23 protein-coding genes are annotated in these 25,981 nt (G+C 60.3%); 14 read left to right on the forward strand and 9 right to left on the reverse strand.

From position 1 onward, the window contains the following. Positions 1 to 5 precede the first annotated feature (5 nt). The 10 genes from RlegSU303_RS27795 (at position 6) to RlegSU303_RS27840 (ending at position 10,358) form a co-directional block, all read left to right on the forward strand. Entirely contained in the window at positions 6 to 722 is a 717-nt protein-coding gene (locus RlegSU303_RS27795; protein WP_131620242.1) for a GntR family transcriptional regulator, read from the forward strand. Beyond that, on the forward strand, positions 719 to 1,630 hold the full coding sequence (locus RlegSU303_RS27800) for a dihydrodipicolinate synthase family protein (protein WP_017956852.1): 912 nt from the start codon (positions 719 to 721) through the stop codon (positions 1,628 to 1,630). The genes RlegSU303_RS27795 and RlegSU303_RS27800 overlap by 4 nt, the downstream gene beginning before the upstream one ends. Further along, on the forward strand, positions 1,623 to 3,140 hold the full coding sequence (locus RlegSU303_RS27805; RefSeq protein ID WP_017956851.1) for an aldehyde dehydrogenase: 1,518 nt from the start codon (positions 1,623 to 1,625) through the stop codon (positions 3,138 to 3,140). The genes RlegSU303_RS27800 and RlegSU303_RS27805 overlap by 8 nt, the downstream gene beginning before the upstream one ends. Further along, positions 3,137 to 4,483 carry an NAD(P)/FAD-dependent oxidoreductase gene (locus RlegSU303_RS27810; RefSeq protein WP_017956850.1) on the forward strand — a complete coding sequence of 449 codons (1,347 nt, stop codon included), beginning with the start codon at positions 3,137 to 3,139 and terminating at the stop codon, positions 4,481 to 4,483. The genes RlegSU303_RS27805 and RlegSU303_RS27810 overlap by 4 nt, the downstream gene beginning before the upstream one ends. A gap of 78 nt (positions 4,484 to 4,561) precedes the next feature. Next, positions 4,562 to 5,413, forward strand: a complete 852-nt coding sequence (locus RlegSU303_RS27815; RefSeq protein WP_017956849.1) for a glycine betaine ABC transporter substrate-binding protein — start codon at positions 4,562 to 4,564, stop codon at positions 5,411 to 5,413. Positions 5,414 to 5,498: 85 nt separating this feature from the next. After that, a complete protein-coding gene (locus RlegSU303_RS27820) occupies positions 5,499 to 6,605 on the forward strand; it encodes a quaternary amine ABC transporter ATP-binding protein (protein WP_017956848.1) in 1,107 nt (368 codons plus the stop codon). Positions 6,606 to 6,610: 5 nt separating this feature from the next. Next, positions 6,611 to 7,459 (forward strand): ABC transporter permease, encoded by an 849-nt coding sequence (locus RlegSU303_RS27825; protein WP_017956847.1) that lies wholly within the window; start codon positions 6,611 to 6,613, stop codon positions 7,457 to 7,459. Continuing rightward, a complete protein-coding gene (locus tag RlegSU303_RS27830; protein ID WP_231283878.1) occupies positions 7,456 to 8,307 on the forward strand; it encodes an ABC transporter permease in 852 nt (283 codons plus the stop codon). The genes RlegSU303_RS27825 and RlegSU303_RS27830 overlap by 4 nt, the downstream gene beginning before the upstream one ends. Before the next feature lie 16 nt (positions 8,308 to 8,323). Next, entirely contained in the window at positions 8,324 to 9,322 is a 999-nt protein-coding gene (locus RlegSU303_RS27835; protein ID WP_131620241.1) for a 4-hydroxyproline epimerase, read from the forward strand. 25 nt (positions 9,323 to 9,347) lie between these two features. Next, entirely contained in the window at positions 9,348 to 10,358 is a 1,011-nt protein-coding gene (locus RlegSU303_RS27840) for a GlxA family transcriptional regulator (RefSeq protein WP_017956844.1), read from the forward strand. Between the two features lie 115 nt (positions 10,359 to 10,473). Here RlegSU303_RS27840 and RlegSU303_RS27845 read toward each other — a convergent pair whose 3' ends face one another. Genes RlegSU303_RS27845 through RlegSU303_RS27855 form a run of 3 tightly spaced genes read right to left on the reverse strand, consistent with a single transcriptional unit; the run spans position 10,474 to position 14,135 of the window. Continuing rightward, positions 10,474 to 11,754, reverse strand: a complete 1,281-nt coding sequence (locus RlegSU303_RS27845) for a M24 family metallopeptidase (RefSeq protein WP_094088306.1) — start codon at positions 11,752 to 11,754, stop codon at positions 10,474 to 10,476. A 46-nt stretch (positions 11,755 to 11,800) separates the two neighbouring features. Beyond that, on the reverse strand, positions 11,801 to 12,871 hold the full coding sequence (locus RlegSU303_RS27850; RefSeq protein ID WP_170269031.1) for an FAD-binding oxidoreductase: 1,071 nt from the start codon (positions 12,869 to 12,871) through the stop codon (positions 11,801 to 11,803). Between the two features lie 10 nt (positions 12,872 to 12,881). Further along, positions 12,882 to 14,135, reverse strand: a complete 1,254-nt coding sequence (locus RlegSU303_RS27855; RefSeq protein WP_017956841.1) for an aromatic ring-hydroxylating oxygenase subunit alpha — start codon at positions 14,133 to 14,135, stop codon at positions 12,882 to 12,884. A 111-nt stretch (positions 14,136 to 14,246) separates the two neighbouring features. Here RlegSU303_RS27855 and RlegSU303_RS27860 point away from each other — a divergent pair, with 111 nt between their 5' ends. Next, complete coding sequence (locus tag RlegSU303_RS27860; RefSeq protein WP_094088304.1) at positions 14,247 to 15,134, forward strand: LysR substrate-binding domain-containing protein; 888 nt, start codon at positions 14,247 to 14,249, stop codon at positions 15,132 to 15,134. An 11-nt stretch (positions 15,135 to 15,145) separates the two neighbouring features. Here the strand turns inward: RlegSU303_RS27860 and RlegSU303_RS27865 are convergent, their stop codons facing one another. Next, entirely contained in the window at positions 15,146 to 16,798 is a 1,653-nt protein-coding gene (locus RlegSU303_RS27865; RefSeq protein ID WP_017956839.1) for an acyltransferase, read from the reverse strand. A 288-nt stretch (positions 16,799 to 17,086) separates the two neighbouring features. Then, a complete protein-coding gene (locus tag RlegSU303_RS27870; RefSeq protein WP_131620238.1) occupies positions 17,087 to 19,084 on the reverse strand; it encodes a putative bifunctional diguanylate cyclase/phosphodiesterase in 1,998 nt (665 codons plus the stop codon). A gap of 180 nt (positions 19,085 to 19,264) precedes the next feature. Here RlegSU303_RS27870 and RlegSU303_RS27875 point away from each other — a divergent pair, with 180 nt between their 5' ends. Further along, on the forward strand, positions 19,265 to 20,302 hold the full coding sequence (locus RlegSU303_RS27875; protein ID WP_017956836.1) for a class I SAM-dependent methyltransferase: 1,038 nt from the start codon (positions 19,265 to 19,267) through the stop codon (positions 20,300 to 20,302). A 165-nt stretch (positions 20,303 to 20,467) separates the two neighbouring features. Here the strand turns inward: RlegSU303_RS27875 and RlegSU303_RS27880 are convergent, their stop codons facing one another. Then, entirely contained in the window at positions 20,468 to 21,325 is an 858-nt protein-coding gene (locus tag RlegSU303_RS27880) for an NmrA family NAD(P)-binding protein (protein WP_017956835.1), read from the reverse strand. Positions 21,326 to 21,453: 128 nt separating this feature from the next. Here RlegSU303_RS27880 and RlegSU303_RS27885 point away from each other — a divergent pair, with 128 nt between their 5' ends. After that, the gene (locus tag RlegSU303_RS27885; RefSeq protein ID WP_017956834.1) at positions 21,454 to 22,350 is read left to right on the forward strand and encodes a LysR family transcriptional regulator; all 897 of its coding nucleotides are present in this window, start codon (positions 21,454 to 21,456) and stop codon (positions 22,348 to 22,350) included. Between the two features lie 134 nt (positions 22,351 to 22,484). Here RlegSU303_RS27885 and RlegSU303_RS27890 read toward each other — a convergent pair whose 3' ends face one another. From RlegSU303_RS27890 to RlegSU303_RS27900, 3 genes are read right to left on the reverse strand one after another with little or no spacing between them, the layout of a single operon-like run. Continuing rightward, positions 22,485 to 22,955 carry a cyclophilin-like fold protein gene (locus tag RlegSU303_RS27890; RefSeq protein ID WP_017956833.1) on the reverse strand — a complete coding sequence of 157 codons (471 nt, stop codon included), beginning with the start codon at positions 22,953 to 22,955 and terminating at the stop codon, positions 22,485 to 22,487. Between the two features lie 13 nt (positions 22,956 to 22,968). Next, on the reverse strand, positions 22,969 to 23,715 hold the full coding sequence (locus RlegSU303_RS27895) for an SDR family oxidoreductase (protein WP_017956832.1): 747 nt from the start codon (positions 23,713 to 23,715) through the stop codon (positions 22,969 to 22,971). Positions 23,716 to 23,747: 32 nt separating this feature from the next. Beyond that, the gene (locus tag RlegSU303_RS27900; RefSeq protein ID WP_017956831.1) at positions 23,748 to 24,935 is read right to left on the reverse strand and encodes an MFS transporter; all 1,188 of its coding nucleotides are present in this window, start codon (positions 24,933 to 24,935) and stop codon (positions 23,748 to 23,750) included. Between the two features lie 94 nt (positions 24,936 to 25,029). On the opposite strand from RlegSU303_RS27900, the gene RlegSU303_RS27905 reads away from it, so the two are divergent. After that, positions 25,030 to 25,926: a LysR family transcriptional regulator gene (locus RlegSU303_RS27905; RefSeq protein WP_131719015.1), complete on the forward strand. Its 897-nt coding sequence runs from the start codon at positions 25,030 to 25,032 to the stop codon at positions 25,924 to 25,926. The last annotated feature ends 55 nt before the right edge of the window (positions 25,927 to 25,981 follow it).

Consider the following 25,981-nt stretch of genomic DNA (forward strand, 5'->3'; position numbering starts at 1 on the left):
CGACGATGGCAAAGACACCCAAGAGCAATCTCTACGAAGATCTGAAACGGCAGATTCTGACGATGGAGCTGGATCCGGATACCGATCTGGACGAGGCCAGTCTGAGCGAAAAATACGGGCTCTCCCGGACGCCGGTTCGCGACATATTCCGTCGCCTTGCCGGCGAGGGCTATATCGACATCCGTGAGAACAGGGGTGCGCGGGTCATCCCGATGAACCATTCCACTCTGCGGAATTTCTTTCTCGTTGCGCCGATGATCTACGCGGCGATCGGCCGTCTCGCCGTGCAGAACTTCAAGCCTACTCAGCTTTCAGACCTGAAGCAGACCCAGGAGCGGTTCCGCGCCGCCAGCGAGAACATGGACCCTCTGGCGATGGTTCTCGAGAACAACCGCTTTCACGAAATTTTCGGCGAGATGTCGGGCAACGTCTATCTGCAGCCGAGTCTCGGCCGGCTGCTCATCGACCACGCGCGTATCGGCCACACCTTCTTCCGGCCGAGGAACGAGGACATGAAGCGGCGGCTTCAAGTGGCTGTCGGCCATCATGACAGCTTCATCGATGCACTCGGCGCTCACGACGAGAATGCGGTCGTCGACCTCGTCTTCGAACACTGGGAATTGTCCCGCGAGAACATGGAAATGTTCATCGCCCCGCAAGGCCTCAAGGCGGACGCCTTCCTCGGCGGTCCCGCCACGCAAATATTGGAGAAATCGTCGTGAAGTTTGACGGGATCTATACACCGGCGGTGACGCCGCTTGATCAAAATGGCCAGATCGACAGGGCTGGATTTGCCGCCGTGCTCGAGTCGCTGATCGAGGCGGGCGTCCACGGCATCATCGTCGGCGGCTCGACGGGCGAGTATTACGCCCAGAGCAGCCAGGAGCGTTTCGAGCTCGCGGCCTATGCGAAAGAAGTGATCGGTACGCGACTGCCGCTCATTATCGGAACCGGCGCCACGCGGACCGAAGATTCGGTCGAATACGCCAAGGCGGCGAAGGAAATCGGCGCGGATGCGATCCTGGTGTCGTCGCCGCCATACGCGCTGCCGACCGAGCGCGAGAATGCGGTCCACGCCCTGACCGTCGACCGCGCGGCGAATCTGCCGATCATGCTCTACAACTATCCGGCCCGCATGGGCGTGGTGATGGGCGAGGAGTATTTCTCCCGCCTCGGCAAGTCCAGGAACGTGATCGCCATCAAGGAAAGCTCCGGCGACATGGGCAATCTTCACCTGCTCGCCCGGAAATTTCCGCACATCGCGCTGTCCTGCGGCTGGGACGACCAGGCGCTCGAATTCTTCGCGTGGGGTGCGAAGAGCTGGGTATGCGCCGGCTCCAATTTCCTCCCGCGCGAACATGTCGCCCTCTACGAAGCCTGCGTCCTCGAAAAGAACTTCGACAAGGGCCGCGCCATCATGATGGCGATGCTGCCGCTGATGGATTTCCTGGAATGCGGCAAGTTCGTCCAATCGATCAAGCACGGATGCGAGTTGATCGGGCTGAAGGTCGGCTCGGTCCGCGCGCCGCTGCGCCCGCTCAACTCCGAAGAAAAGCGAACCCTTCAGACCGTCGTCGCCACATTGAAGCGCACGGTCGCCCAGATCACGTCGGGAGCCAATCATGCATGAACCCTTGACCGTCGCCGAATACAAGGCGATCGCCGCCGAGCTTCAGTTTCCGACGAATGCCTTCATCGATGGCGCATTTCGTCCGGCAAATTCCGGCAAGACTTTCACCTCCACGAACCCTGCGACGGGCGAGGTCCTTGCTGAAATCGCCGCCTGCGATGCCAGCGACGTCGATTTCGCCGTAAAGAAGGCGAAGGACGCGTTCGACGATGGACGCTGGCGGCTGCGCTCGCCGGGCGAGCGCAAGGGAGTGCTTCTCAAGCTCGCCAAGCTCATGGAGCAGAACAGGCACGAGCTCGCCGTCATGGAAAGCGTCGACAGCGGCAAGCCGGTGCGCGAATGCCAGACCGTCGACGTTCCCGATACCATTCATACGCTGCGTTGGCATGCCGAACTGATCGACAAGCTCTATGACAACACCGCTCCGGTCGGCGCCAACGCGCTGACGATGATCGTGCGCGAGCCCATCGGTGTCGTCGGATGCGTGCTTCCGTGGAATTTCCCGCTTCTCATGCTGGCCTGGAAGATCGGCCCTGCGCTTGCGGCCGGCTGCTCGGTCATCGTCAAGCCGGCGCAGGAGACAACGCTTACCACGCTACGTGTCGCCGAGCTTGCCCATGAAGCAGGCATTCCGGAGGGCGTCTTCAATGTCGTCACCGGCAGCGGCAAGGATGTGGGCGAACCGATCGGCCTGCACATGGATGTCGATATGGTGGCCTTCACCGGATCGACGCCGACCGGCCGCCGTTTCTTGCGTTACGCCGCGGACTCGAACCTCAAGAAAGTCGTGCTCGAATGCGGCGGCAAGAATCCCGCGGTCGTTCTCGACGATGCCGAAGACCTGGACCTCGTTGCCGAGCAGGTCGTCAACGGCGCCTTCTGGAACATGGGCGAAAACTGCTCGGCCACGTCGCGTCTCATCGTTCATTCCAAGGTCAAGGACGAACTGCTGAAGCGCATCGGCGCCTATATGCGCGAATGGAAGACCGGCGATCCGCTCGATCCTGAAAACCGCATCGGTGCGCTCGTCAGCCAAGCTCATTTCGAGAAGGTGAAATCCTTCCTCGACGACGCCAAGACGGAGAAGCTGTCGGTCGCCCACGGCGGCGAAACCTATAACGGCATCTTCATCGAGCCGACGGTGGTCGATGGCGTGACGCCTGCCAGCCGCCTCTTCCAGGAAGAGATCTTCGGGCCGGTGCTTTCGGTGACCACCTTCAATTCGCTAGCCGAGGCAATCGCTCTTGCCAACGATACGAATTACGGCCTGACGGCATCGGTCTATACCGGCAGCCTGAGAAACGCGATCAAGCTCTCGCGCGAGATCCGTGCCGGCGTCGTCACGGTCAATTGCTTCGGCGAAGGGGACGCCACCACGCCGTTCGGCGGCTACAAGGAGTCCGGCTTCGGCGGCCGCGACAAGTCGGTCTTCGCCCACGACAACTACTGCGAACTCAAGACGATCTGGATCGACGTTTCGGATCGCTCGGTCGACGAGACGATCCGATGACCCACCATGTGATCAAGCGTCTGCCGATCGACACCGGCGTTTCCGGATGGGAGGCGATCAGCGAACGCGCCTTTCCCGCAACGGCGCTTGAGCACGACATTACTGCGGACTGGCTGATCGTCGGCGGCGGATTTGCCGGCCTGTCGGCGGCGCGCCGCCTGTCGCAGTTGCGCCCCGAAGACAAAATCGTTGTCCTCGAGGCCCGCGAAATCGCAAAGGGACCGGCCGGCAGGAATTCCGGCTTCATGATCGACGTGCCGCACAATCTGTCCTCGGGCGAGTATTCGGTTGATGACGAAGAGGCGACCAAGGACGAGATCAGGCAGAACCGTCTGGCGATTTCCTTTGCAGCCGATGTCGCGGCGGAATACGGCCTGTCCAGGGAAACCTTCGATCCGTCGGGCAAAGTGAATGCAGCCGCCTCCGAGCGGGGGCTCCGGCTCAACGACAATTACAGGAAATCGCTCGAGAGGATCGGCGAGGAGCATCGCGTTCTCGACGCCGATCAGATGCGGGAGATGACGGGCTCGCGCTATTATCGAGGTGGCCTCTATACGTCAGGCGCCGTGATGATCCAGCCCGCCAACTATATACGCGGCCTGGCGCACGGACTTTCCTCGAAGGTCGCCATCCACGAGCACTCGCCGGTGCTGGAGCTTTCGCGCGAAGGGCTGTCCTGGAAGGCGAAGGCCGGCCGAGGGTCGGTTTCCGCGCCGAAGGTCATTCTGGGTGTGAACGGCCATATTCAAAGCTTCGGCCACTTTCGCGGGCGGCTGATACACATCTTCACCTACGCGTCGATGACATCAGCCTTTTCCCAGAACGAATTCGGCGGCGATGTCACAGGCGCAGATCGCTGGGCGCTGCTGCCGGCCGACCCGATGGGAGCGACGGTGCGAAAGATCACCACCGATGGTCGTTCGCGGATCGTCATCAGAACCAGGTTCACTTACGACCCGAGCCTTCAAGTGTCGGAGAAGCGCGTCGCCGGTGTGGCGGTCGAGCAGCGCCGGTCGTTCGACGCGCGCTTCCCCGGACTGGAAAGCCTGCCGATGGAATATAGCTGGGCGGGCGCTCTGTGCCTCAGCCGAAACCATGTGCCGGCATTCGGCGAGGTCGAAGAGGGGCTTTTTTCCGCCTGCTGCGAGAATGGTCTCGGCACGGTCAAGAGCACGCTTGCGGGAATGATGGCGGCCGATCTCGCGACAGGAGCCGCAAGCCCCGAACTCGACAAATACAAGAACCAGCCGGAGCCGGTGAGATTGCCGCCCGAGCCTATCGCGTGGCTCGGCGTCAACTCGGTCATCCGCCTACAGGAATTGCGTGCAGGTCGCGAGGGATGATCCCTCGGCCCGCGCAATGTGAAGCTGCCCGCTCGCAGACTTCAATGAGAATGGGAACGTAAAACAGGAGTAAGAACAATGAAAAATTTGTGGAGGGCGCTCTGCGCCGCTGCGATGATCGGGGTTAGCATCCTTCCTGCTCGCGCGGAAGAAAAGACGATCACGATGGGTACTATGTCGTGGGAGGACCTGACGCCCATCACCGGTATCACCAAGAAGGTTCTCGAAGACGCCGGCTATACGGTCAAGGTGACCGAGTTCTCCGAATGGGGCATCGCCTATGCCGCTCTCGCCAAGGGTGACATCCAGGTTCTGACCTCGCAGACGGACTATGTTGCGCAGGACTACTGGGACAAGAACAAGAACCGGCTCGAAAAGATCGCACCCGTTTCGCACGGCCTCTATCAGGGCGTCGCGGTTCCGAAATATGTCCCGATCGACTCGCTGGAACAGCTCAATGAAAATGCTGACAAGTTCGGCGGCAAGATCATCGGTATCGAGCCGGGCGCCGGCCTGATGCGCGATACATCGAATGCGGTCAAGGACTACGGCCTCAAGCTCCAACTCGTCGAGGGCAGCACGGCCGCGATGACGGCGGCGCTGAAGTCCGCCTATGATCGCAAGGAGTGGATTGCGGTGACGATCTGGGAGCCGTCCTGGATGGTTCAGAAATACGAGGTCAAGTACCTCAAGGATCCGAAGGGCGTGTTCCCGCCGCCGCAGAGCTACTACTGGATTGGCCACAAGGGTTTCTCCGAAGAGAACCCGCATGCGCGCGAAGTCATGGCCAGCGTCTACGTGCCGATCGCCGACATCACCGCCATCAACGGCGCCGTCAACGAAGGCAAGACCATGGACCAGGCCGTGCAGGATTGGATCGGCGCACATGCCGACCTGATCAAGCGCTGGGAAAATATCAAGAAGAACTAAACGCGTCGTGGCCGCCCGATCCGTCGGGCGGCCATCCTGAAACCTAATGAAGAAGCCAGCGCCGAATGGCTCAAAGGGGATCGCTATGAAAACCGTAAATGCCGATATCAATGACGTCCTGATCGACTGCCAATCCCTTTGGAAAGTCTTCGGTGACAAGTCCGCTGCGGCAATGAAGTCGATCAAGGAGCGCGGCCTCGGCAAAAAAGAGGTGCTCAACGAATTCAACTGCGTCGTCGGCGTATCCGACGCGAGCATTGAGGTCCGGCGCGGCGAAATCTTCTGCATCATGGGCTTGTCGGGAAGCGGAAAATCGACGCTCATCCGCCTTCTCAACAAGCTGATCACGCCGAGCTCCGGCAAGGTCCTCGTCAAGGGACGCGACCTCGCCGCCCTGTCGCCGGTCGATCTTCGGCAGATGCGCGCCAGGAACATCGGCATGGTGTTTCAAAGCGTCGCTCTATTGCCGCATCGGACAGTCCTGGAAAATGCGGCCTTCGGCCTCGAGGTTCAGGGAATTGCCAAGCCGGAGCGAAACAAGACAGCCGTTGCAGCGCTCGAGAAGGTCGGCCTCGCCGACTGGGTGAACCGATATCCGAACGAGCTTTCCGGCGGCATGCAGCAACGCGTCGGGCTCGCCCGCGCTCTTGCTTCCGACCCCGAGATCATTCTGATGGACGAGCCATTCAGCGCTCTCGATCCACTTATCCGGCGTCAGCTTCAGGACGAATTCCGGCAGTTGACGAAAGCCTTGGGCAAGTCCGCGGTCTTCATTACCCATGATCTCGACGAGGCGATCCGGATCGGCGACCGCATTGCAATCATGAAGGACGGTGTCATCATCCAGACCGGCACGGCCGAGGATATCATCCTCAACCCGGCGGATGCCTATGTCGCCGAATTCGTCGCCGGCATATCCCGCCTCCATCTGATCAAGGCGCATTCCGTCATGCGCAGCGTCGCCGAATTCCAGCAGAGCGCGCCGAATTTCGACATCGCATCGCTGGCGCGCACAACGCCGGACGCCGATATCGACGAACTCATCACATTGACGATGCAGTCGGAGCGCGACGCCATTGCCGTCGTCGACAATGATCAGGTCGTCGGCGTGGTGACCCCACGCAGCCTGCTAATGGGCGTCAAGGGAACGTCCACCCACGATCTCACGGCGGCGTCCCACAACTGGAGCTGATTGACATGGATAGTTCAGGCTTCACCGACCTTTTCGACGAATGGACGGACTCTGCGCTCGAGTGGGTGAGCGACAACGGCGAGTTTCTCTTCGACTCCATCAGGCAGGTTCTCGAAGGGCTCTATGACGGGATCCTGTGGCTCCTGGAGCTTCCGCCCTTCTACCTGGTCGCGCTCATCGTGGCGCTCATCGGCTGGCGACTGGTGAATATATGGTTCGGCGTCCTTGCGGGCATCGCGCTGGCGCTTTGTTTTTCGATGGGGCTCTGGCCGGAGACCATGAGCACGCTGGCGCTGGTCTTGACCGCAACGGCGCTCGCCCTGGTGATCGGCATCCCGATCGGCATCGCCGCCGGCTTCTTCACGAGCCTCGACCGTTTCATGGAGCCGGGTCTCGACCTGATCCAGACGCTTCCACCATATATCTACCTGCTGCCGGCGATAGCCCTGCTCGGCTATGGACCGGCGACGGCACTGATTGCGACGGTGATCGTCGCCGTGCCGCCGGCGATCCGCCTGACCTCTCTCGGTATCCGGATGACGCCCAAGGAGTTCATCGAGCTCGGAGAGGCGCTCGGTATGACGCCGGCGAGGATGTTCTTCAAGATCCGCCTTCCCTTTGCCCTGCCGAGCATCATGGCAGGCATAAACCAGAGCCTGATGATGGCCTTCGGCATGGTCGTCATCGCCGGCATCGTCGGCTCCGGCGGGCTCGGAGAGACGATCTACGGCGCAATCAGGACGCTCGACATCGCGACCTCGATCAATGGAGCGATAGCCATCGTGGTTCTGACCATGGTGCTTGACCGGATAACCCAGAGCGCCGCTCGGCTCGGAACGGAGAGGAAGTCATGAATCCGTCCATCCTGCAATTTTCGCCCGGCGCTTTCCTGGCGCCGTCGGTCGATTGGCTCAACACCAATCTTCATCCGCTGTTTGCGGCGATCAGCTATCTGGTCGAAGCGGTCCTTTCCGGATTCGAGGCGGTGCTCCTCTTCTTGCCGCCCTATGGGCTTATCGCGATCGTCGTCGTCCTGGCATTCGTCGCCGTCGGTCTGCGCGCGGCAATCCTTGCGGGTCTATGCCTGGGGTTCTGTCTTCTTATGGGGCTGTGGACGGCATCGATGCAGACCCTTTCTCTGGTCACAGTCGCTGTCCTGATTTCCGTGCTTATCGCCTTCCCGATCGGCGTCCTGTGCTCGCGCCACAAGACATTGGAGGCGATGGTTCGCCCGGTTCTCGACGTGATGCAGACCGTACCGCCATGGGTCTACCTCATTCCTGCGGTGATGATCTTCAGCCTTGGACGCGTGCCGGCAATCATCGCCACCATCGTCTACGGCATTCCGCCGATGCTCCGCCTGACCACGCTGGCGTTCAACCAGGTGCCGAAAGAGTTTGTGGAACTCGGCAGCGCCATCGGCGCGCCGCCTCGTTCGGTGCTTTGGAGGATCGAGATCCCCTTGGCCAGGCAGACGCTCCTGGTCGGCCTCAACCAATGCATCCTTCTGTCGCTGGCGATGGCCGTATTGGCGGGCCTCGTCGGCGCAGGCGGTCTCGGCGCCGAGGTGACGCGCGGCCTGACGCGCATGGAGATGGGGCTTGGCCTCAGGGCCGGCTTGGCGATCGTCGCGGTCGCCCTTCTGCTCGACCGGCTGTCCCGTAGCCTGCTCGATCGCGACAGGCCACGGAAGGCGGGATGAGCAAGGACGTGGAAAGATGAGAAACAGCTTCTTCTGCATCGATGCGCACACCTGCGGCAATCCCGTCCGCCTCGTCGCCGGGGGCGGTCCGCTGCTTCCTCATGCGCCGATCAGCGAGCGACGGGAAATCTTCGTCCGGGACCACGACTGGGTGCGCAAGGCGCTGATGTTCGAGCCAAGGGGGCATGACATCATGTCGGGGGCGATCATCTATCCGGCCTACCGAGAGGATTGCGATTTCGCCGTGCTTTTCATCGAGGTGAGCGGCTGCCTGCCGATGTGCGGCGCCGGCACCATCGGCACCGTGACCGCTGCGATAGAGGAAGGGCTGGTCAAGCCGCGCGAACCCGGCCGGGTCGCCATCGAGACGCCTGCGGGGAGGGTCGACGTCACCTATGAGGAGAAGGCCGGATATGTCGAATCCGTTCGTCTCCACAATGTTGCGAGCTATCTCCATGAGGCGGATGTCGAGGTCGATGTGCCGGGAATGGGCCGTCTGCGCGTCGATATATCCTACGGCGGCAATTATTATGCCGTCATCGAACCACAGGATAACTGGAGCGGCCTCGACGGCATGACAGCATCCGATATCGTCGGCTGCAGCCAGAAGCTCAGGTCAGCACTTGCCGACGTCTGCGATCCCGTTCATCCCGACGATCCCAGGATCAGAGGCGTGCATCATGCCATCTGGTGCGACCGCCCCGTCAATGACACCACGGACGGGCGCGGCGCCGTCTTCTACGGGGAGAAGGCCATCGATCGCTCGCCAGGCGGCACCGGCACCTCCGCCCGCATGGCCCAACTCTACGGGAAGGGACGGCTTACCGTCGCGTCGAGATACCGCCATGAAAGCCTGATCGGAACCGTCTTCGAGGGCCGGGTCGAAGCCGAAGCACGCATTGGGCCCTATAGCGGTATTCTTCCAAGTATCGGGGGCTGGGCGCGCGTCATCGGGCACAACACCATTTTCGTTGACGATCGTGATCCGCTGGCGCATGGCTTTCAGATCCGATGAGCGCGTTTTCGACAGGGAGATGAGTATGCGACCCGATCAGCACCGCCAGGCAGATGACGCTGCGAAGTCGGCCAGCCGCCTCAAGGTCGGGTTCGTTCTGGCGCGATCGTTCACGCTGTCCGCCTTCGCCCTCTTCGTGGACACGCTGCGGCTCGCCAGCGACGAGCAGGATCGTTCCGGAAGGCTCCTTGCCGACTGGCAGGTGATTGGCAGCACGAGGCACCTGATCACCGCGAGCTGTGGTGTCCAAGTCGCGCCGACGTCGGATTTCGTCGACCCGTCGAAGTTCAATTACATCGTGGTCGTCGGCGGCCTTTTGACGGTGGAAAACCCTGTCGACCAGGAAACCATCGCTTTCCTCAAGCAGGCGGACGCCAAGAAGGTGCCGCTGATCGGCGTGTGCACCGGCACATTCATTCTTGCCGCGGCGGGCCTGATGAAGCGGCACGACTCCTGTGTAAGCTGGCTGCATTACAAGGAATTCCGGGAGCGGTTTCCGGACCTCAGCGTTCGCTCCGATCGGCTCTTCAATCTCGATCGCCAGCGTGGGTCCTGCGCCGGCGGCAGCAGTTCAGCCGACATGGCCGCGCTGTTGGTCAGGAAATACATCAGCCGCGACGCCGAACGAAACGCACTTGAGGTGCTGCAGATCGAGAGAGCCCGCGCAGCTGCGGACGTCCAGCCCCGGCGTCCGCTCTATGACGATTATGACGATGCCCGCGTCAAGGCGGCGATGATCACGATGGAACAGTTCGTCGACGGTAGCATGTCGATCGAGAAGCTTGCCTCCACGGTTGGGCTCTCAAGACGACAGCTGGAGAGAATCTTCATCGACAAGACGGGGATGTCTCCGGCCAAGGCGTATAATCGTGTTCGCATGGAGCGGGCGAAATCGATCCTTGCCCAGTCGAAGGCGCCTCTGATCGAGATCGCGCTGGATGTCGGCTTTGAAAACGCCTCGCAGTTCACAAGAACCTTCAAGCGCACATTCGGGCAGACACCGTCACAGCATCGTGCTGCTTCGAGAGCGCACTAGAACAGGGATGATTTAGGCCGGGCCGGCCTCAATCATCCTGTTCTAAATTATATAGTTAGAGCATGATGTTGTCCGAAAACCGATCACACTTTTCGGCATCATGCTCTGGGCTTATTCAGATCTCTTCCCACGGAAACGTGTCCAGCCGCTCGGCTCCCCGTGCCGTGATCAGAGCCTGGGTTTCCAGTTTGATGCTCTCGGATCCGGCTTCGGCAATCAGGCTTTCGACGTTGAGAACCATGTTCTCCTCGATGATGCCGCTGAAATCAGGGTCGAAATCCGGATGCAGAAGGATCCCCGGCCATTCGTCCGCCATTCCGGTTCCGTGCAAAGCAAGCGTGTATCGATAAGGCTGGTATTTCTCTGGAATCCGCCACGACAGCGCATTGAACTCTTCGAACGTCATGCCGGGCTTCAGGACGGCGAGATTGTGCTCGATCTGATCCCTGGCAGCGGCGTAGAGTTCCTTCTGCTTGGCGCTCATCGCCACATGTCCCGCTGTCCACGAACGCGACAGGTCGGCGCAATAGCCGTAGGGTCCGATCATATCGGTGTCGAAGGATATCATCTCCCCGCGTTTGATGACGTAGTCCGAGCATTCCTGATACCAGGGGTTTGTTCTCGGGCCTGCGGTCAAAAGCTTGGTCTCCAGCCACTCGCCGCCGCTGCGTGCGTTTTCGAAGTGAAGCTCGGCCCAGATCTCTCTTTCGGTGCGGCCCGGCTCGGATACCTCGTACATCCGCGCCATGCCTGCTTCGCAGACACGGATCGTCCATCTCATCAGCTCGATCTCGTCGGCGCTCTTGATGGATCGCGCCCGCTCGGCCAGTTCCTGGCCGTCTAAGAGCATGAAGCCGCGTTCCCGCAATTCGAACGCGCCCGCCGGTTCAAGCCTGTCCACCGCCACGCGTTTGTTGCCGCCATTGCGGCTTACGAGGTCCGCGACCTCGTCCGCCCAGGTTTTCAGTCGGGGTTCCATAAGGTTCCCTGATGTGAAGAATATCCATGACTTCGCCGGCCGGATCTCGTCGATGCCGGGAAGCCCGTCATTGACGTGTTCGGCGCCTTCGAATTCGAAAAGTATGGCCGGCCCATCGGCGAGGATCAGAGCGTAGCGCGAGGCGTTGTGCATCGTCCAGATGCTCATATTCGATGAATCGAAGGCATATCGGATGTTGACGGGATCATAGAGAAGCAGGGCGCCGCAGTCCCATTCGCGCATCTTCGTACGCAGGCGCTCCAGACGATATCGGCGAGCCCGATCGAGCGTCGTGACCGGCACAGGACTGATAAGAGGCCGGTCGGCGCCTTCAGGATTGAAGTATGCCTGCTTTCGCGCGTCCTTGAAGACCGTCGAGCCGGTTAGCTCGGCGGAATCGCTTTCCTCTCGCAGCATCTCAATGAGCTCCTGTTGTCGGTGAATGACGCGACGCCACGCGTGTTCAGCGCTCGATGACCAGATCGCTGAGCGGCTTAGAGCAGCAGGGCAGGAAGAAGCCGGCGTCGATTTCCCTCTGACGAATTCCGCCATTGTGGTTCATGTCGACCGTGCCTGACGTAAGCTTCGACTTGCAGGTGCCGCAGACACCGTTTGCGCAGGACGACGGGATCCTGACGCCTGACTTTTTCGCACAAGAGAGCACGCTCTGGTCGCCGGAGACGTCGATGCTGCGCGCCTGCTTCGAGAAGGTGACCTGAAAGACCTTGGCAGCTGCCTCCTGAACCACGGGGATCTCGGGTTCGTCGATGACCGCGGCGTCGAAGCTTTCCTCCAGGTAGTTCGAGCCGGGCACGCCGAGTTCGGCGGCAATGCCGCGCGCGGCGGCCATGAACGGGGCGGGGCCGCAGCACATCACAGTTCGCTCGGCGATATCGGGAACCGCAAGCCGCATGTAGTCCTTCGAAATACGGCCGGTCAGACCGGGCCAGGACGGCTCGCCGGCCACGGTCTCCGGGAGGAAATGCAGGCGAAGGCCTTTCAGCCTGCGGGCGATGCAGGCTAGTTCGTCGCGAAAGATCAGATCCTGCGGCGTCCGGCCGGCGTGCATGAAGACGACGTCGGCAGGTTCGCAACTGTCGGCGATCTCACGCAGAATGGACATGACGGGGGTAATGCCGGAGCCGCCGGACAAAAGCAGAAGCTTGCGTCCCGACGTCTCGGGCCTGACGAAGTGGCCGAGCGGTCCATTCGCCTTGACGGTCGCGCCGGGAACCAGGGTGTCATGAAGCCAGTTGGAGATCTTTCCGCCGGGGACGCGCTTCACCGTCACGGAGAAGGCGTTCGTCCGATGCGGCGAGGAGGAGATGCTGTAGCACCTGTTTTCAGCGTCTCCATTATGTTCCAGGTCGAACAGAAAATACTGCCCTGCCTTGAACACGAACCGCTTGCCCTCACGCGAGGCAAAGGTGAACGTTTTGACGTCATGCGTCTCCTGCTGGACATCGAGGCAGACGAGCGCGTCGTCTTCTTCCGGGTTCCAGACGTCGTGAAGGGCGGCCCTGGCTACGGGCATCTGCGGGCTCCTAGTATCCATGGGCGCGCATCCGATCGATGTACCAGCTGGCGAACTTGTCGAGGTTCGTCTCGGAAAAGCGGGAGTAGGGGCCCGGCTGATAGGCCGGGTCGAGAGTGCCTGCATGGGAGCGCGCGACGAGATCGGCGTCCTGGTCCGTCGTCGCGACCCAGACATCCGTCAGCTTGTCGAGATCGTAATCCACGCCTTCGACGGCGTCCTTGTGGACCAGCCACTTGGTTCTGACCAGCGTCTTGCCCGCCGAGAGCGGGATGACGGTTGCCACCACGGCATGGTCGCCCATGAAGTGATTCCAGCTGTTGTGGCCCCAAAGATGCGTGTCGCCGAGATCCTTGCGGGTCATGTGGCCGAGAAGCTTGGAGGATGCGGCGGTGGCGTCGTGGGTCTGGGATTCGCCGGCGCCTGCGATGATCAGCCGCTGGGTGCGGAAGTTGGTGGCGCAGTCGGCGAGCTGCTCGACGGCCGCCGAGGGGAAGCCGTCAGACTCCCACGCCTTCGTCCGCTCTTCATACAGCCTGAAGTGCTCCTCGGCCTGTTCGCGATCCTCCGGGCTCAGCGTCTCCGGGTCGAAGCCGAAGTCGAGATCGACGAAGGAGACGCAGAGCTCCGGATGGTTCGCGGAGCAATGGTAGCATTCGCGATTGTTTTCCATCGTGAGCTTCCAGTTGCCATCCTCGATGACATCCGTTTGGAAGGCGATCTTTGCGTTCCGGATGTCGTAGGGGGCGAGGCGCTCGGTCATGGTCTGTTCGAGGATGGTGATGTCCTCGGGTGGATTGTCGGAGAGACAGACATAAATCAGTCCGCCGATTGACTTGAAGGTGACGGGCTTGAGGCTCCGACATTCCTTGTCGAAGTCTTTGCCCATGTGAGGTGCGTAACTGAGCTCACCCGTCAGTTCGTATGTCCAGGTGTGATAGGGACAGACGAGCTTTGAAACGATCGTCTTGCCCGGATCGAGAAGGCGGGAGCCGCGATGGCGGCATACATTGTGCAGGACGCGAATTTCTCCGTCGTCGTCACGCAGAAGGATCAGGCTCGTCTTGCCGATTTCGATCACTGTGGCGTCACCGGGTTCGGGAACATCGCAATCGAGACCGACACAAATCCAGTGATTGTGGAAGAAGACGTCGATGTCTGCTTCGAACACGTCTTCCCTGACGTAAAGGCCGGCCGGCAGAGAGTGACCATTGGCACGAGCGTCGAGAAGGGCGGAAATGGAAGATGGGAGCTTGTTTAGCATCAGAACCTCTTATGCGAGAGTTTCCCCAAATTGCTCTTGCAGTTCCGATGTTTCAACGGCATAAAAAATTAGGTTCGCATGAGTTTTTATCATGCGATAAGGGGTTCTGTGATGCACTTTAGAAGACGGATCCCGTCGTTGACGGCATTGGTGACCCTGGAGGCGGTGCTCAGAAAGAAGAGCTTCACCACGGCTGCGACCGAATTGGGTGTCACCCAGGCGGCGGTCAGCAGGCAGATTGCCTTGCTGGAGGAGGAATTCGGCCAGCCCCTATTCGTGCGCAAGCATCGAGCGATCGAGCCGACGGCGGCATGCATCAACCTCGGAGCCACGCTGGCCAAGAGCTTTGCCGATATTGCCGAGAGCGTGGAAGCGCTCCAGTCGCGCAGCCAGGACGTGTTGACCATAGGGGCGACCGTTGCATTTTCTTCTTTCTGGCTGCTGCCGCGGCTGGCCGAATTTCGCCGTGCGAACCCCGGCATCCTGGTGCGGGTGATATCCCAGGACAGCCCGATCGCTCTCGATGACGGAGAAGTCGATGTGGCAATTCGATATGGTGTGCCTCCCTTCAGCGATAGCACCGTCATCGCCTCGCATGGCGACGTCATCTGCCCCGTCTGCTCTCCCGACTATCTCAAGCGTCGCGGAGATGGCCCGCTCGGCTCCGCCGACGAATTCATCGAAACGGATGTTCTCGATCGTTCCTGGTATAGCTGGGCACAGTGGTTTTCGCTCACCGGTGCCAACCTCGAGGTAAAGCCGTCGCTTCGGTTCAACCACTATACCGAAACCATCGCAGCCGCGCGCGCAGGCCAAGGCATCGCGTTGGGATGGCGTATGCTGGTGGGCACCTTTCTGGAGGATGGAACCCTGGTGCAGGTCGGCGGCGGCGAGCTTGGCGCGGAGGATCGCTACAACGTGATCGTGCCCGTCAAAGCCAAACGAAGCAATGCGCGGGACCTTGCCGCCGCCTGGCTGACGGCATCCCTGCACGGGTGATCGAAGCATAGTCACAAACCCAACCCCACGGTTGCCGTCCGGTGAACGCCCCTAGGGACGAAGGCGAAGCGATCTGCCAGGCCGAGAAAATCGGCCGCCAGGTGAATGACGGAAAGCCACATTTCCGTTCCCTGCAAGCTCGGTTCACCACCGTCGGCAAACGGGAATCCCTCGCCATCCCGCCATCTATCCAACGCCCTCGACATGACCTTGCGGGCGATAGCCTCCCCGTCGGCCCGCCTGTAGTCTGTCTGCCGGGCAATCAGCAACGGAGGATGAATCGTATCGAGCAGGTTGCACGCATTGTATTTTGCAGCAATGAAGCCCTTGTGGTTGCGATAGTTGAGGTGAACCGTCTCGAGCGAGGCGTGCGGGTGGGGAAGGGCCACGCCGAACTGGGCGTAGGTGCCGCGCGTCAGGCGATAAAAGCCGTTCACCGGTTGAAGCCATCCTTCCGCCGCGGTCGGTTCACCCCACAGCCCCGAGACGCTGTTGGCATTCCGGCTCAGCCACTCGAAGAGCGCCTGCCGTGAATGCCTGATGCCGAAATACTTCGCGTTGAAGTACATGGCAGTTCCGATCGCATCGACCACGCTTCCGGCGTGCCATGCCCGGGTCGACCAGGGCAGGGCGCTTAGCCATTCATCCAGCTCCCTGGCCCCGAGCTCGACCGCATGGACGGGTTGCCGCGGACCGGAACCAAGCAGTTCGAGCGCATAGCCAACCGCAAGGACGTTATAGAGCGCCTTTGAATCATCCCTCAGCGCCTTGCCATGCATTCGCGCATGCTCTTCCGGGAAAAGGCCGGTCTCTCGGTCCTGAAGACCTTGGAGACGCTCGACGGTCTCCGCCGCATCGAGGTCGGGCGGCAGTTGGCCGAAGCCTGCAGCGATCTCAATTGCATCGCAGAGATGCCGGATCGCTGGTCGCCGGATGCCGTCTGCTTCCAGCGATTCATAGGCTCCGTCCGTTTTCCAGCGTGCAAGGACATCCGGCCATTGGTCTTGCGCTTTCTGACCCAGCCTGACCAATTGATCTTCGATGTCGCCAGTGCCAGATTTCCTGGGCGCCGAGCCTCGGCTCCGCAGCACCCGAGCGGGCACGCCACCGGCAATCGCCATGGCGGGAATGTCGCCCGTGACCACCGCTCCGGCGGCGATCACCGCACCGTTTCCAATCGTGGCGCCATCGAGGATCACGCAATTGGCGCCGATCCAGACATCGTCACCGATCGTGATGCCGATGCTGACGACACCCTGGCGGTGTATGGGAATGGTCGGATCGTCGAAGCCATGATTGAAGCCGACGATCGAGGCATGCGAAGCAATCCGCACGCCATTGCCGCACGTCACCGTGCCGGAAACACAGGCATAGGGATTGATGGTGCAATCGTCGCCGAGGATCACATGGCCACGGACGAGCGCGTGCCCGGCGATCCACGACCGCTCACCCATCGTCAGGCTTTCGGTGAAGACTGCGGCATGCTCGGCGATGTAGGACATTTCGGCCAGCTCCGCACCGCATGATCGCCTGAGTTCTGCCTTGCGGGCGAGGTGAGCCGGATGACGGAGGTCCGACGCAATGTGTTCCCAGGTCAGGTATTGAAGCCTGCGCGCTTCGCTCTCTTCGCTTGCCGATGTTTGCGGGCTGTTGGCCTGATCCATCCTGCTCCTCATTCCCAGGTTCAACCGCCGAATATTCATCTGAGTCAGCGATCCGTTGCCTCCCCGTATCAGACGGCCTGATCCGTCCAAAAGCAAGACTTCCGGCAATGGCGGCCTTCTTCAAGGTTGGCCGGCGTGATCACAAGCTGATCTTTCGTGACGTGGAATTTCCGCTCCATCTTGCGCGGCCGATGCGCTCCCGTCCGAATTCGCGATTTGCAGAGACGTCATGCGCCAACGCACCGATCATCGGCAACGTGCTCAGCCATCTGGAAACCTTGAGTCGAGTTATGCCGCGTTCAGAAGTTCAGCGCTAACCGGCATTCCCATATGAAAACCCTGGACGCGGTCGATGCGAAGATCCTTGAGAAGGGAAAACTGTGCGGCCGTTTCGACGCCTTCCACCAGAATCGTATTCCCGCGATTGCGGATGAGAGCAATCATGTCCTGAAGCATCGTCAAACCGCGTGGGTTCGAGCAGTCGTGCAGGAAGGTTCTATCGACCTTGACCGTCTGAAACTCGATTGCCCTCAGCCAAGAGAGGCCCGCGAAGCCGCAGCCGAAGTCGTCGAGCCAGATTTCGACGCCGAGTGCCCGCAGATCGGCAATGCATTTCAGCACCTCCGCCTGCATATCCATGTCCAGGCCTTCGGTGACTTCCAAGGCGAGTCGCGACCCGCAGACCCCGCAGCGATCAAGGATTTCAGCGACACTGGCAGCAAAGCCGGGGGAACGCAGTTGTATCGGCGACACGTTGACGCTGACGGTCGCCATGCGATCGGTCATCAGTATATCCCGGCAGGCCGTCTCGATCGCCCACCTGCCCAATTCGAGGATAGCACCACTCCGTTCTGCAACTGGAATGAATGTCTTCGGTGAAACCGCGGTGCCGTCCGGCATCCTGAGGCGCATCAAAGCCTCGACAGCTCTTGCTTTCCCGTTCGTCACGTCGAAGATCGGTTGGTACACGAGCGAGACCAGTTTGCGATCGATAGCGGCCGCCAGCAACGGGACGAGTTTGCCAGCGTGGTCGTCGGGGCGGGGTAAAAACGGATCAAAACTGCGAATGCAGTTTCGGCCACTTGCTTTGGCATTGTAGAGAGCGAGGTCGGCTTCACGTACTATTCGTTCGACTTTCTCGCCAACTTTCTCGCGGGTGAAGGCGACGCCGATGCTGACGGTTACGGTCGACATATCATCCGGTCGCTCGTCGTGAGCAATCGCAAGAGACTCGACTTCCATTCTGATCTTCTCGGCGAGAGTCATCGCGACCTTGGGGAGGGCAGCCGGCATGACTACGATAAACTCCTCGCCACCATACCTGCCGATCATGCCATCGGACGACTCTACAACCGCCTTCAGCGCATTGGCGATGACAGTCAGGCATCGGTCTCCTTCCTGGTGTCCGTAGCGATCATTGAAGCGTTTGAAAAAATCTACGTCGATGAGGAACACGGAGAAGCCGCGGCGCTCGTCTTTCCAGGCGGCCCAGCATTCGTCGAGCCGCCGATCCAGCGCGCGTCTGTTGCTTATGCCTGTCAGGTAGTCAGTATGTGAAAGCTCGAGCAGTGACCTTCCTCGTTCGGACGCTTCCCAGTGCTGATGGCGAGCCTCCGCCGCGTTCAGCAACACGTTTCGACGCTCCACATTCAATCGCCAATTGACGAAAGACGTGAAAGCGAAGCACGAAATGTAGAACAGCCCGAAAGCGAGCTTGTAGGTTTGGCTTGAGGGAAAAAATTCCTCGATGGTAATGAAAAACGCGCATAGAACGAGGCCCGAGGTGATCACCGAAAGCCGAAACGGGAAACTGAAAAACAGGTTGGCGCCCATCATGAAGATGGCGCCGAATACCATGTAGTATGACATGGCGGTGACGTCGCGGGTGGCAATCGCCGGGTAAAGCCAGGCTACATAGCCCACAAGCAGCGCAGCGGCGCATGTGATGTCGAGCCAGACGGTTTTCGCATTTGCCAGTCGCAAGATTTCGAACGCCAGCAGAGCGATCGTCGCAACGACGAATCGAGCGGCGATCGTCATGGAAGCGACATCGGGGATCAGCCAGCGGTCGGGAAGTGCGAAGGCCACATAAACGGCGACCGCCATCCAAAGACCACACCGTGAGCTCTGCCTTCGGACAGCATCATTTTCGGTTTTCAGAGATTTGAGGGCCTCGGCGAATGAAAAGCTGGCGGCTGATTCATCGCGCTGGACATTAGCGCAAGCCGCGATCATGCAACGACGCCGACCCGACAGCCATCTAAAGTATGTTGAAAAGTAAGCCATACTTCGGCGCCCTCCAAAATCGCGTTCGGCAATCTGCAACCGGTTTGTCTTATTGCTGAGCTTTGTTAGAGGGGTAGCATCTGACCCGCAAGAGTAGAATTACTCTTATCCCGTGTAGATTCTAGTCGCATCCTATTTCGAGGTTGATTATGCTTAACGCTAAGTCAAGAGGATCTCGAAATGGAACAAAGCCTGGTCTTGGACGGTGAAAGTCTTGTAGCGCCCGGCGAGATTCGTCGGTCGGCCAGGAGGGTTGCTGCCCCAGATCCCGGCCACCTGATCGTTGCCAGAGCTGAGCTTGCCCTCAGCCTTGAGGTGTCGATCCGTCAGTTCAAATCCGGAGTCGAGCCTAACGCGATCATCGAGCGTCTTACTGATGCCTTACATCAAATAAGGCGGCGCTTTCATCCGGAGGCGTGGGACGTCCTCGTTCAGATCGCGCAATCCCATCCCGTTGCTCACTATCTCCATCAAGATCCATTGACCCGCTGGTCGTTCGAAAAGCCGCGCGGCTATTCTGGCGACGCACGCCTTCTCGACTTCATCTACGGCAGACCTGAGATTGAGGACGATGTCGCATCAGCGAGCGACTTGGGACGTTCGATCTACGCCTACACTCGAAATGCTTCGTCATCCGTCGCGGTAAGGGAGCGTCGAGACATTCTGGCGCGCCGCGTTGATGAGATCGCTTCGGCCCGGCCTGGTTCGACCGAAGTCCTCGCCATCGCCGCCGGGCATCTTCGTGAGGGACCTTTATCGCGCGCGCTCAGCGCCGGCGCGATCAAACGCTGGGTGGCTTTAGATCAAGACCCGATGAGCGTTGGAACCGTCGCCCGCGATTTCGCCGGCACTTCCGTCGAGGCGGTGAACGGGTCGGTCAAATCCCTACTCGGTGGAAGGCATGCGCTGGGAATGTTCGATTTCGTTTATGCCGCGGGCCTCTATGACTATTTGCCGGACGCGGTAGCCGTAAGGCTGACCAGAAAGTGCGTCAGCATGCTGAAGCCTGGCGGCACATTCCTGTTCGCCAACTTCTCTCCGGAGACGGACGTCGATGGCTATATGGAGACATTCATGAACTGGGCGTTGCTGTTGCGGTCAGAACGAGAGATGGGCTTGATCGCCAGTGAAAGCGTGACCGGGGCGGATGTGAAGGTGTCTGTTTGGCCCGGCTCAAACCGCAACATTGTCTACTGTGAAATTCAAAAGCCGCAGTAGGCCGCACGCTGGCCGACATATAATGGAGTTTGAGCCAATAACTGGGCGCTGCCGTCCGTTCCGGTAGTCTTCGGGTAATTCCTCAGTTCAAAATCCTGGGTCGACCCTATCAGAGGCTGCATGAGAAAGGTCGTGGCTGCTCTCCCGCCACGGCCTTTCAGCTGTTTATCGGCCGGGGCTAATCAGGCGGCTCATGGCTGTGTCCAGCGTGGTCGTGCCCTTCACCGGCTCGCCGTCGAACCGAATCCAGCCTTCGTTGAAACCATCGATCATGCGCATCCGCGGGAGGGGGTTTTGCATGCCTTGGTCGGTGAAAATCTGCTCCCAGGTGTCGCGGGCGACCGGCTCTGCCCGGACGGTTTTTCCGAGGATGGACGAGAGGACAGCGGCGATTTCGTTGGGCGTGACGCCCTCTGGCCCCATCAACTCGATGACCTGCTTGCCCACCCAGTCGTGCTGCAGCAGTTCTGCCGCCTTGGCTCCGACGTCGAAGATAGAAACCATCGGATAGAGCTGATCGAGCGGCTGGAGGAAACTCGAGAGGACACATGTCTCGCGCGCCGGCGCGATATCCGAAGCCGTGTTCTCCATGAACCAGCCGGCACGCAGAAAGGCGATCGGCATTGGCAAGGCAGATAACTCCTGTTCAACGAGACCGAGCTGGCTCAAGAGGTTAGGTTCTCTGGCCTGCGCGCCGATGGTGGAGAGGCAAACGACCTTGGCGGGACGAGACGAAAGAAGCGCGGTCTTCAGCGCCGCAATGACCGCGCGCACTTCCGTAAAGCCGGGGGTCGGATCGAAGGTAGGCGGGATCAGCAGAAAGACGCCGTCGGCGCCGGCGAAAGCCTCGGTGAGCGCGTCGGCGTCGGTCATCTCGGCCAAGGTCAGTTCTGCGCCTTTGTCCTTCCATTCCGCTGCTTTCTCCGCATTGCGCGCGACGGCGCGTATCGGCACCCCCCCATCCAGCAGACGCGCGGCGACGATGCCTCCGACTTGGCCAGTTACTCCGGTAATCACAAACATGGCTAGACTCCTTTGCTGTTCCGCCGCCAGCAGGTTGGCGGTTTGTTATGCTGATCATGTCCTTCGGAAGCCTTTGACTGAAGCGCGCTTCTGTCACATGATTGGTGACTAAAAATCACGGATACGCGATGTTTGACGGACGATTATTGAATGGCGTGAGCGTATTGGCCGCCGTTATCGAGAGCGGAAGCTTTGCGCGGGCAGCGGAGCTAATGGGATTATCGGCGTCGGGTGTCAGCCGCGCCATTTCCCGACTGGAGGGGCGGATCGGTCTGCGGCTGCTTGATCGGACAACACGCACGATGCGGCTCACCGATGACGGCGCGCGGTTCTACGAACAGGTGGCCCCACTCTTGAGCGGCATCGAAGAGGCTGCGCAGACAGCCGTTGGCGCCAGACAGGCGGTGCGTGGGCGACTGCGAGTCAATGTCGACCCATATTTCTCACGCCTTGTGCTCGGCCCGCGGCTCGGCGCCTTCCTCGATCGTTATCCGGATATCCAGATCGAGGTCATCACCCGCAACGAGATCGGCGATCTTGTTGCTGATGGCATGGACGTCGCGGTGCGCTTTGGCGAGCCTGCACAGCGGTCGCTTATTTCGCGCCTGTTGATGCAGACGCGCGTGATCACGATTGCGGCTCCCGCTTATATCGAGCGGCATGGTCGGCCGAGCCGTCCACAGGATTTGAGCGAGCATACCTGTATCCAGTTCCAGGACCCGCTGACCGCAAGGCCTTTCGAATGGGAGCTTCGGCGGGGTGACGAAGTCGTCTCGATCGAGACCCGCAGCCGCATTTTAGTCAACGATGCCGGCACGACCTTGGCGACCTGCCTTGCGGGGATCGGCATCGCGCAAGTCTTCTCACTCGGGATGGCGGATTATCTGAACAATGGGCAGCTCGTGAACCTCTTTCCCGACTGGTCGGACGAGACATTCCCGCTCTACGCCTTCTATCCCTCGCGCCAGCATGTTCCGGCTAAGGTCAGGGCCTTTATAGATTTCTGCGTCGAGATCATCGAATAGACGGAGGCGCCCCGTCGAGCGGCCTCTGCTGGCTTAAGCCGGCCGGGGCTTCTGGTCCCGGAAGTTTATCGTCCTTGGAGTTCTTTCATGCTTCGGAGGAAGGCGAATTGATATCTCCGCCCATAAAGCCCTTGTCAGATGCGTTCTATGCGGACCGGATACTCGCCGCGCACCAGCAACGGCTCAAAGCCATTGTCGAAGCGGCCGAGCCGGATCAGCCCGTCCCAGCGGTAATCCGCGTAGAACAGCGCCAGGTTACCCCAGGGTTTGAAGTAGCAAAGGTCGCCCGGCTGCTCGTTTCCGAAAGCACCGCTGCCTTCTTCGGTCAGCTTGCGCGGCAGATGGACGATCTTTTCGTTCCTGCCGTAGTCCTCGATCGTGAGGTTCAAGGGCAGCATGGAAGCAAGATCGCGCGCGGTCGGATTGTCGGAGAGCGTCGCGGTCAGGATCAGATTGTTGAAGCCAATCCTGATCCTGACGTCTGTCGCCTTGTGACCCGTCGAGCTGCGCTCGTCCTGCCCGTGCGCCACAAGAGGGAGAGCGGCGGCGGCCAAGGTTCCGCCCAGCACCGTGCGACGGCTCATGAACTTGGATGTCATCGACATAGCGCGCCTCGCGTCAGACAGGTTGAGCCGTCGGCCGGAACAGGATTTCGTTGATGTCGACATCATCTGGTTCGTTCACCGCGAAGGCGACCGTTCGGGCGAACGTGTCCGCGCTGACGGCGATCTTGCTGACGAACTCCTTGGTGCCTGCCTGGATGTCCTTCTCACTGATGTGCTCGAGCAGTTCGGTGCTCACTGCGCCGGGTGAAATGATCGTGGTGCGGATGTTGTATGGCTTCACTTCCTTCCGCAGCCCTTCGGAGAGGGCGCGCACGGCGAATTTAGTGGCGCAGTAGACGGTGGCACCCGGATCGACCACATGACCGTAGACAGAGGACACGTTGATGATATGCCCCGACTTCTGCGTTTTCATGTGGGGCAACGCTGCTGCGATGCCGTAGAGCACCCCTTTGATGTTCACGTCGATCATCCGATCCCACTCGTCAACTTTGAGCCGTTCGAGCGGCGCAAGTGGCATCAGGCCGGCATTGTTCAGCATCACGTCGATGCGACCGAACGCGTTGACGGCCGTGTCGACGAGCGTCTTGACTTGAAGTTGGTCCGTGACGTCGGTTTGGACTGCCTTGGCCCTATAGCCTTTCGCAGTCAGTTCCTCAGCCAGCTTGGCGATGCGATCGCTACGCCGCGCGCCGAGGACGACGGAGGCGCCACGCTCAGCAAGGTGACGCGCCGTGGCTTCGCCGAGCCCGCTGCTTGCCCCGGTGATGACGACCACCTTGTTTTCAATTCCTTGGGACATAATGATCTCCTGTTTTGAGGTTTTGACAAAGTTCAGGAACGGCGGCCAGCGAGCGCGGCGAGGCCGGCCGAACCGGCGAGAAGGCAGGCGGCCAGAAGGAAGGTGCTCCACCATCCCGCGGTGTCGAACAGCATGCCGCCAGCGAAAGCGCCGCCTGCAATGGCGAGCTGGATCAGCGCCACCTGCAGTCCACCTGCCGCTTCCAATTCACCGGGAACGATGGCGGCCATCCAGGTGTTCCAGGCGACCGGAATCGGGGTCGAGAAAAATCCCCACATGACGAGCAGGGATGCCGTAACCGCCGCGAACGGCCCGAGAGCGATCAGCAGCAGGGCAAGGACCGCAAGAGCGGCCGGCAGGCCTACGAGAACGAGGAGGAGGTGGCGCCGGGCGACGAAGCCAATCACGGAGGTTCCAGCTAGTCCGCCGACGCCAAGGCCGAGAAGCACCATGGACAGCGCATTCAATTCCAGTCCGGTGACGCCTTCGAGGAACGGACGAAGATAAATGGACAGCGCGTTCTGGCCGATGAAGGCGAGACCGGTCGCCGCCATTCCTATCGCGAATGTGCGATTGCGTAGCAGCCCGAATATTCTGGCCGCCGAGACGGTTGATGTCGCCGGCATCCTTGGCAGGACTGCCAGTTGCCAGACGAGTGCGGCAATTCCGATTGGCACGGTGATGAAGAAGGTTCCGCGCCATCCGATCAACCCGCCAAGAAAACTGCCGAGCGGCGCGGCAAGGACGAGCGCGAAGGCGGTGCCACCTTGAAGAAGCGCAATGGCCTTGGGCAGGTCACGGTCCGAAGCCAGGCGTGCCAGAATAGCCGTCGATAGCGACCAGAAGCCGCCGATCGAAACGCCGACCAGCGACCGTCCGACGAGAAAGACAAGGAAGTTGGGTGCGAGGGCAACCGCCAAGCTCGATGCAACAAGAACCGCCGTATAGAGCAAGACGATAAACTTCCGGTCGATCCTCGCCAGGAATACGTTGCCGAAAAGGCTGGTGATAACCGCGAAGACACCCGACACGGTGATTGCCAATCCGGCTTGCCCCTCTGACACCGAGAGGTCCCTGGCGATCGGGGTCAGAAGGCTCACAGGAAGAAATTCCAAGCCCACCAGAAGGAATGTGAGAAGCGAGAGACAGGTCACAGCAGACCACGAGGTCGCCGTGTCGTCCGTCAGTGAGGTCTCATTCAATGTCAACTCGACGGTCATCCACGTTCTCCTATCCGCTGCCAGATAGATAACCGGACTGGTTTTGCGCGACTAGAAGCTATAATCTGAATGTCGTGATGAAGGAGATTCAACAATGCGTCGCGACGAGTTCACGGAAATGCGTGCGTTTCTGGAGGTGGCTCAGGAGCGGAGTTTCACGCGCGCTGCATCAAAATTGGGAGTCACGCGCTCGGCGTTGAGCCATACGATCAGCGCGCTCGAAGCACGGCTCGGCGTCCGGCTTCTCTCCCGGACGACACGCGACGTCGCCCCGACGGCGGCAGGCGCGCGCCTCGTGGAAAGTATCCAGCCGCATTTCGAGAGCATCGCCGCCGGGATCAGCGCCCTCGGCTCGCTACGCGATAAGCCCTCAGGCACAGTCCGCCTCGTATGTCCCGATGATGCCGTGGAGCTAGTGTTCCGTTCGAGGCTGCCGGCATTTCTACGGGATTACCCCGATATTATCGTGGAACTCATCGTCGACAACGGCTTCACAAATATCGTGGAGCGCCAATTCGATGCCGGCGTGCGGCTCGGCGAAGCGATTGCGCGCGACATGGTGGCCGTTCGCATCGGGGCCGATATCTCTTATGCCGTGGTCGGATCACCGGAATATTTTGCGGCCCGCACTGCACCTTCGACCCCGCAAGACTTGACGGACCACAATTGCGTGAACCTGCGTCTTCCGACGTCAGGCGCTCTCTATGCCTGGGAGTTTGAAAAGGATGGTCGCGAGTTCAGCGTACGTGTGGAAGGCCAACTCGTGATGAGCAACATAGGGCCTGCGATCAATGCCGCTCTCGATGGGGCGGGGCTGTCTTATGTGCCGAGGGATCTGATCAGACAATATTGTGACAGCGGTCAACTGCACGAAGTGCTTGCGGACTGGGCGCCAACATTCCAAGGGTATCATCTCTATTACCCCAGCCGGCGCCATCCATCCGCTGCTTTTTCCGCCTTCGCTGAAGCTTTCCGCTACCGGTATCGGTAACCAACACTCACGTCGGGAGGCTCTGCCGGACAACGGGGCGCAACACGCTGCGCCC

Origin of the sequence: Rhizobium sp. SU303 (assembly GCF_021052345.1) — a bacterium.
In the GTDB taxonomy this organism is placed as follows: Bacteria; Pseudomonadota; Alphaproteobacteria; order Rhizobiales; family Rhizobiaceae; genus Rhizobium; species Rhizobium laguerreae.

What these genes read in the sequence shown, in the direction of transcription:
- RlegSU303_RS27795 (WP_131620242.1), top strand. Translation starts at nt 6, where the DNA reads ATGGCAAAGACACCCAAGAGCAATCTCTACGAAGATCTGAAACGGCAG.
- RlegSU303_RS27805 (WP_017956851.1), top strand. Translation starts at nt 1,623, where the DNA reads ATGCATGAACCCTTGACCGTCGCCGAATACAAGGCGATCGCCGCCGAG.
- RlegSU303_RS27810 (WP_017956850.1), top strand. Translation starts at nt 3,137, where the DNA reads ATGACCCACCATGTGATCAAGCGTCTGCCGATCGACACCGGCGTTTCC.
- RlegSU303_RS27815 (WP_017956849.1), top strand. Translation starts at nt 4,562, where the DNA reads ATGAAAAATTTGTGGAGGGCGCTCTGCGCCGCTGCGATGATCGGGGTT.
- RlegSU303_RS27820 (WP_017956848.1), top strand. Translation starts at nt 5,499, where the DNA reads ATGAAAACCGTAAATGCCGATATCAATGACGTCCTGATCGACTGCCAA.
- RlegSU303_RS27825 (WP_017956847.1), top strand. Translation starts at nt 6,611, where the DNA reads ATGGATAGTTCAGGCTTCACCGACCTTTTCGACGAATGGACGGACTCT.
- RlegSU303_RS27830 (WP_231283878.1), top strand. Translation starts at nt 7,456, where the DNA reads ATGAATCCGTCCATCCTGCAATTTTCGCCCGGCGCTTTCCTGGCGCCG.
- RlegSU303_RS27835 (WP_131620241.1), top strand. Translation starts at nt 8,324, where the DNA reads ATGAGAAACAGCTTCTTCTGCATCGATGCGCACACCTGCGGCAATCCC.
- RlegSU303_RS27840 (WP_017956844.1), top strand. Translation starts at nt 9,348, where the DNA reads ATGCGACCCGATCAGCACCGCCAGGCAGATGACGCTGCGAAGTCGGCC.
- RlegSU303_RS27845 (WP_094088306.1), bottom strand. Translation starts at nt 11,754, where the DNA reads ATGCTGCGAGAGGAAAGCGATTCCGCCGAGCTAACCGGCTCGACGGTC.
- RlegSU303_RS27850 (WP_170269031.1), bottom strand. Translation starts at nt 12,871, where the DNA reads ATGCCCGTAGCCAGGGCCGCCCTTCACGACGTCTGGAACCCGGAAGAA.
- RlegSU303_RS27855 (WP_017956841.1), bottom strand. Translation starts at nt 14,135, where the DNA reads ATGCTAAACAAGCTCCCATCTTCCATTTCCGCCCTTCTCGACGCTCGT.
- RlegSU303_RS27860 (WP_094088304.1), top strand. Translation starts at nt 14,247, where the DNA reads ATGCACTTTAGAAGACGGATCCCGTCGTTGACGGCATTGGTGACCCTG.
- RlegSU303_RS27865 (WP_017956839.1), bottom strand. Translation starts at nt 16,798, where the DNA reads ATGGATCAGGCCAACAGCCCGCAAACATCGGCAAGCGAAGAGAGCGAA.
- RlegSU303_RS27870 (WP_131620238.1), bottom strand. Translation starts at nt 19,084, where the DNA reads ATGGCTTACTTTTCAACATACTTTAGATGGCTGTCGGGTCGGCGTCGT.
- RlegSU303_RS27875 (WP_017956836.1), top strand. Translation starts at nt 19,265, where the DNA reads ATGGAACAAAGCCTGGTCTTGGACGGTGAAAGTCTTGTAGCGCCCGGC.
- RlegSU303_RS27880 (WP_017956835.1), bottom strand. Translation starts at nt 21,325, where the DNA reads ATGTTTGTGATTACCGGAGTAACTGGCCAAGTCGGAGGCATCGTCGCC.
- RlegSU303_RS27885 (WP_017956834.1), top strand. Translation starts at nt 21,454, where the DNA reads ATGTTTGACGGACGATTATTGAATGGCGTGAGCGTATTGGCCGCCGTT.
- RlegSU303_RS27890 (WP_017956833.1), bottom strand. Translation starts at nt 22,955, where the DNA reads ATGTCGATGACATCCAAGTTCATGAGCCGTCGCACGGTGCTGGGCGGA.
- RlegSU303_RS27895 (WP_017956832.1), bottom strand. Translation starts at nt 23,715, where the DNA reads ATGTCCCAAGGAATTGAAAACAAGGTGGTCGTCATCACCGGGGCAAGC.
- RlegSU303_RS27900 (WP_017956831.1), bottom strand. Translation starts at nt 24,935, where the DNA reads ATGACCGTCGAGTTGACATTGAATGAGACCTCACTGACGGACGACACG.
- RlegSU303_RS27905 (WP_131719015.1), top strand. Translation starts at nt 25,030, where the DNA reads ATGCGTCGCGACGAGTTCACGGAAATGCGTGCGTTTCTGGAGGTGGCT.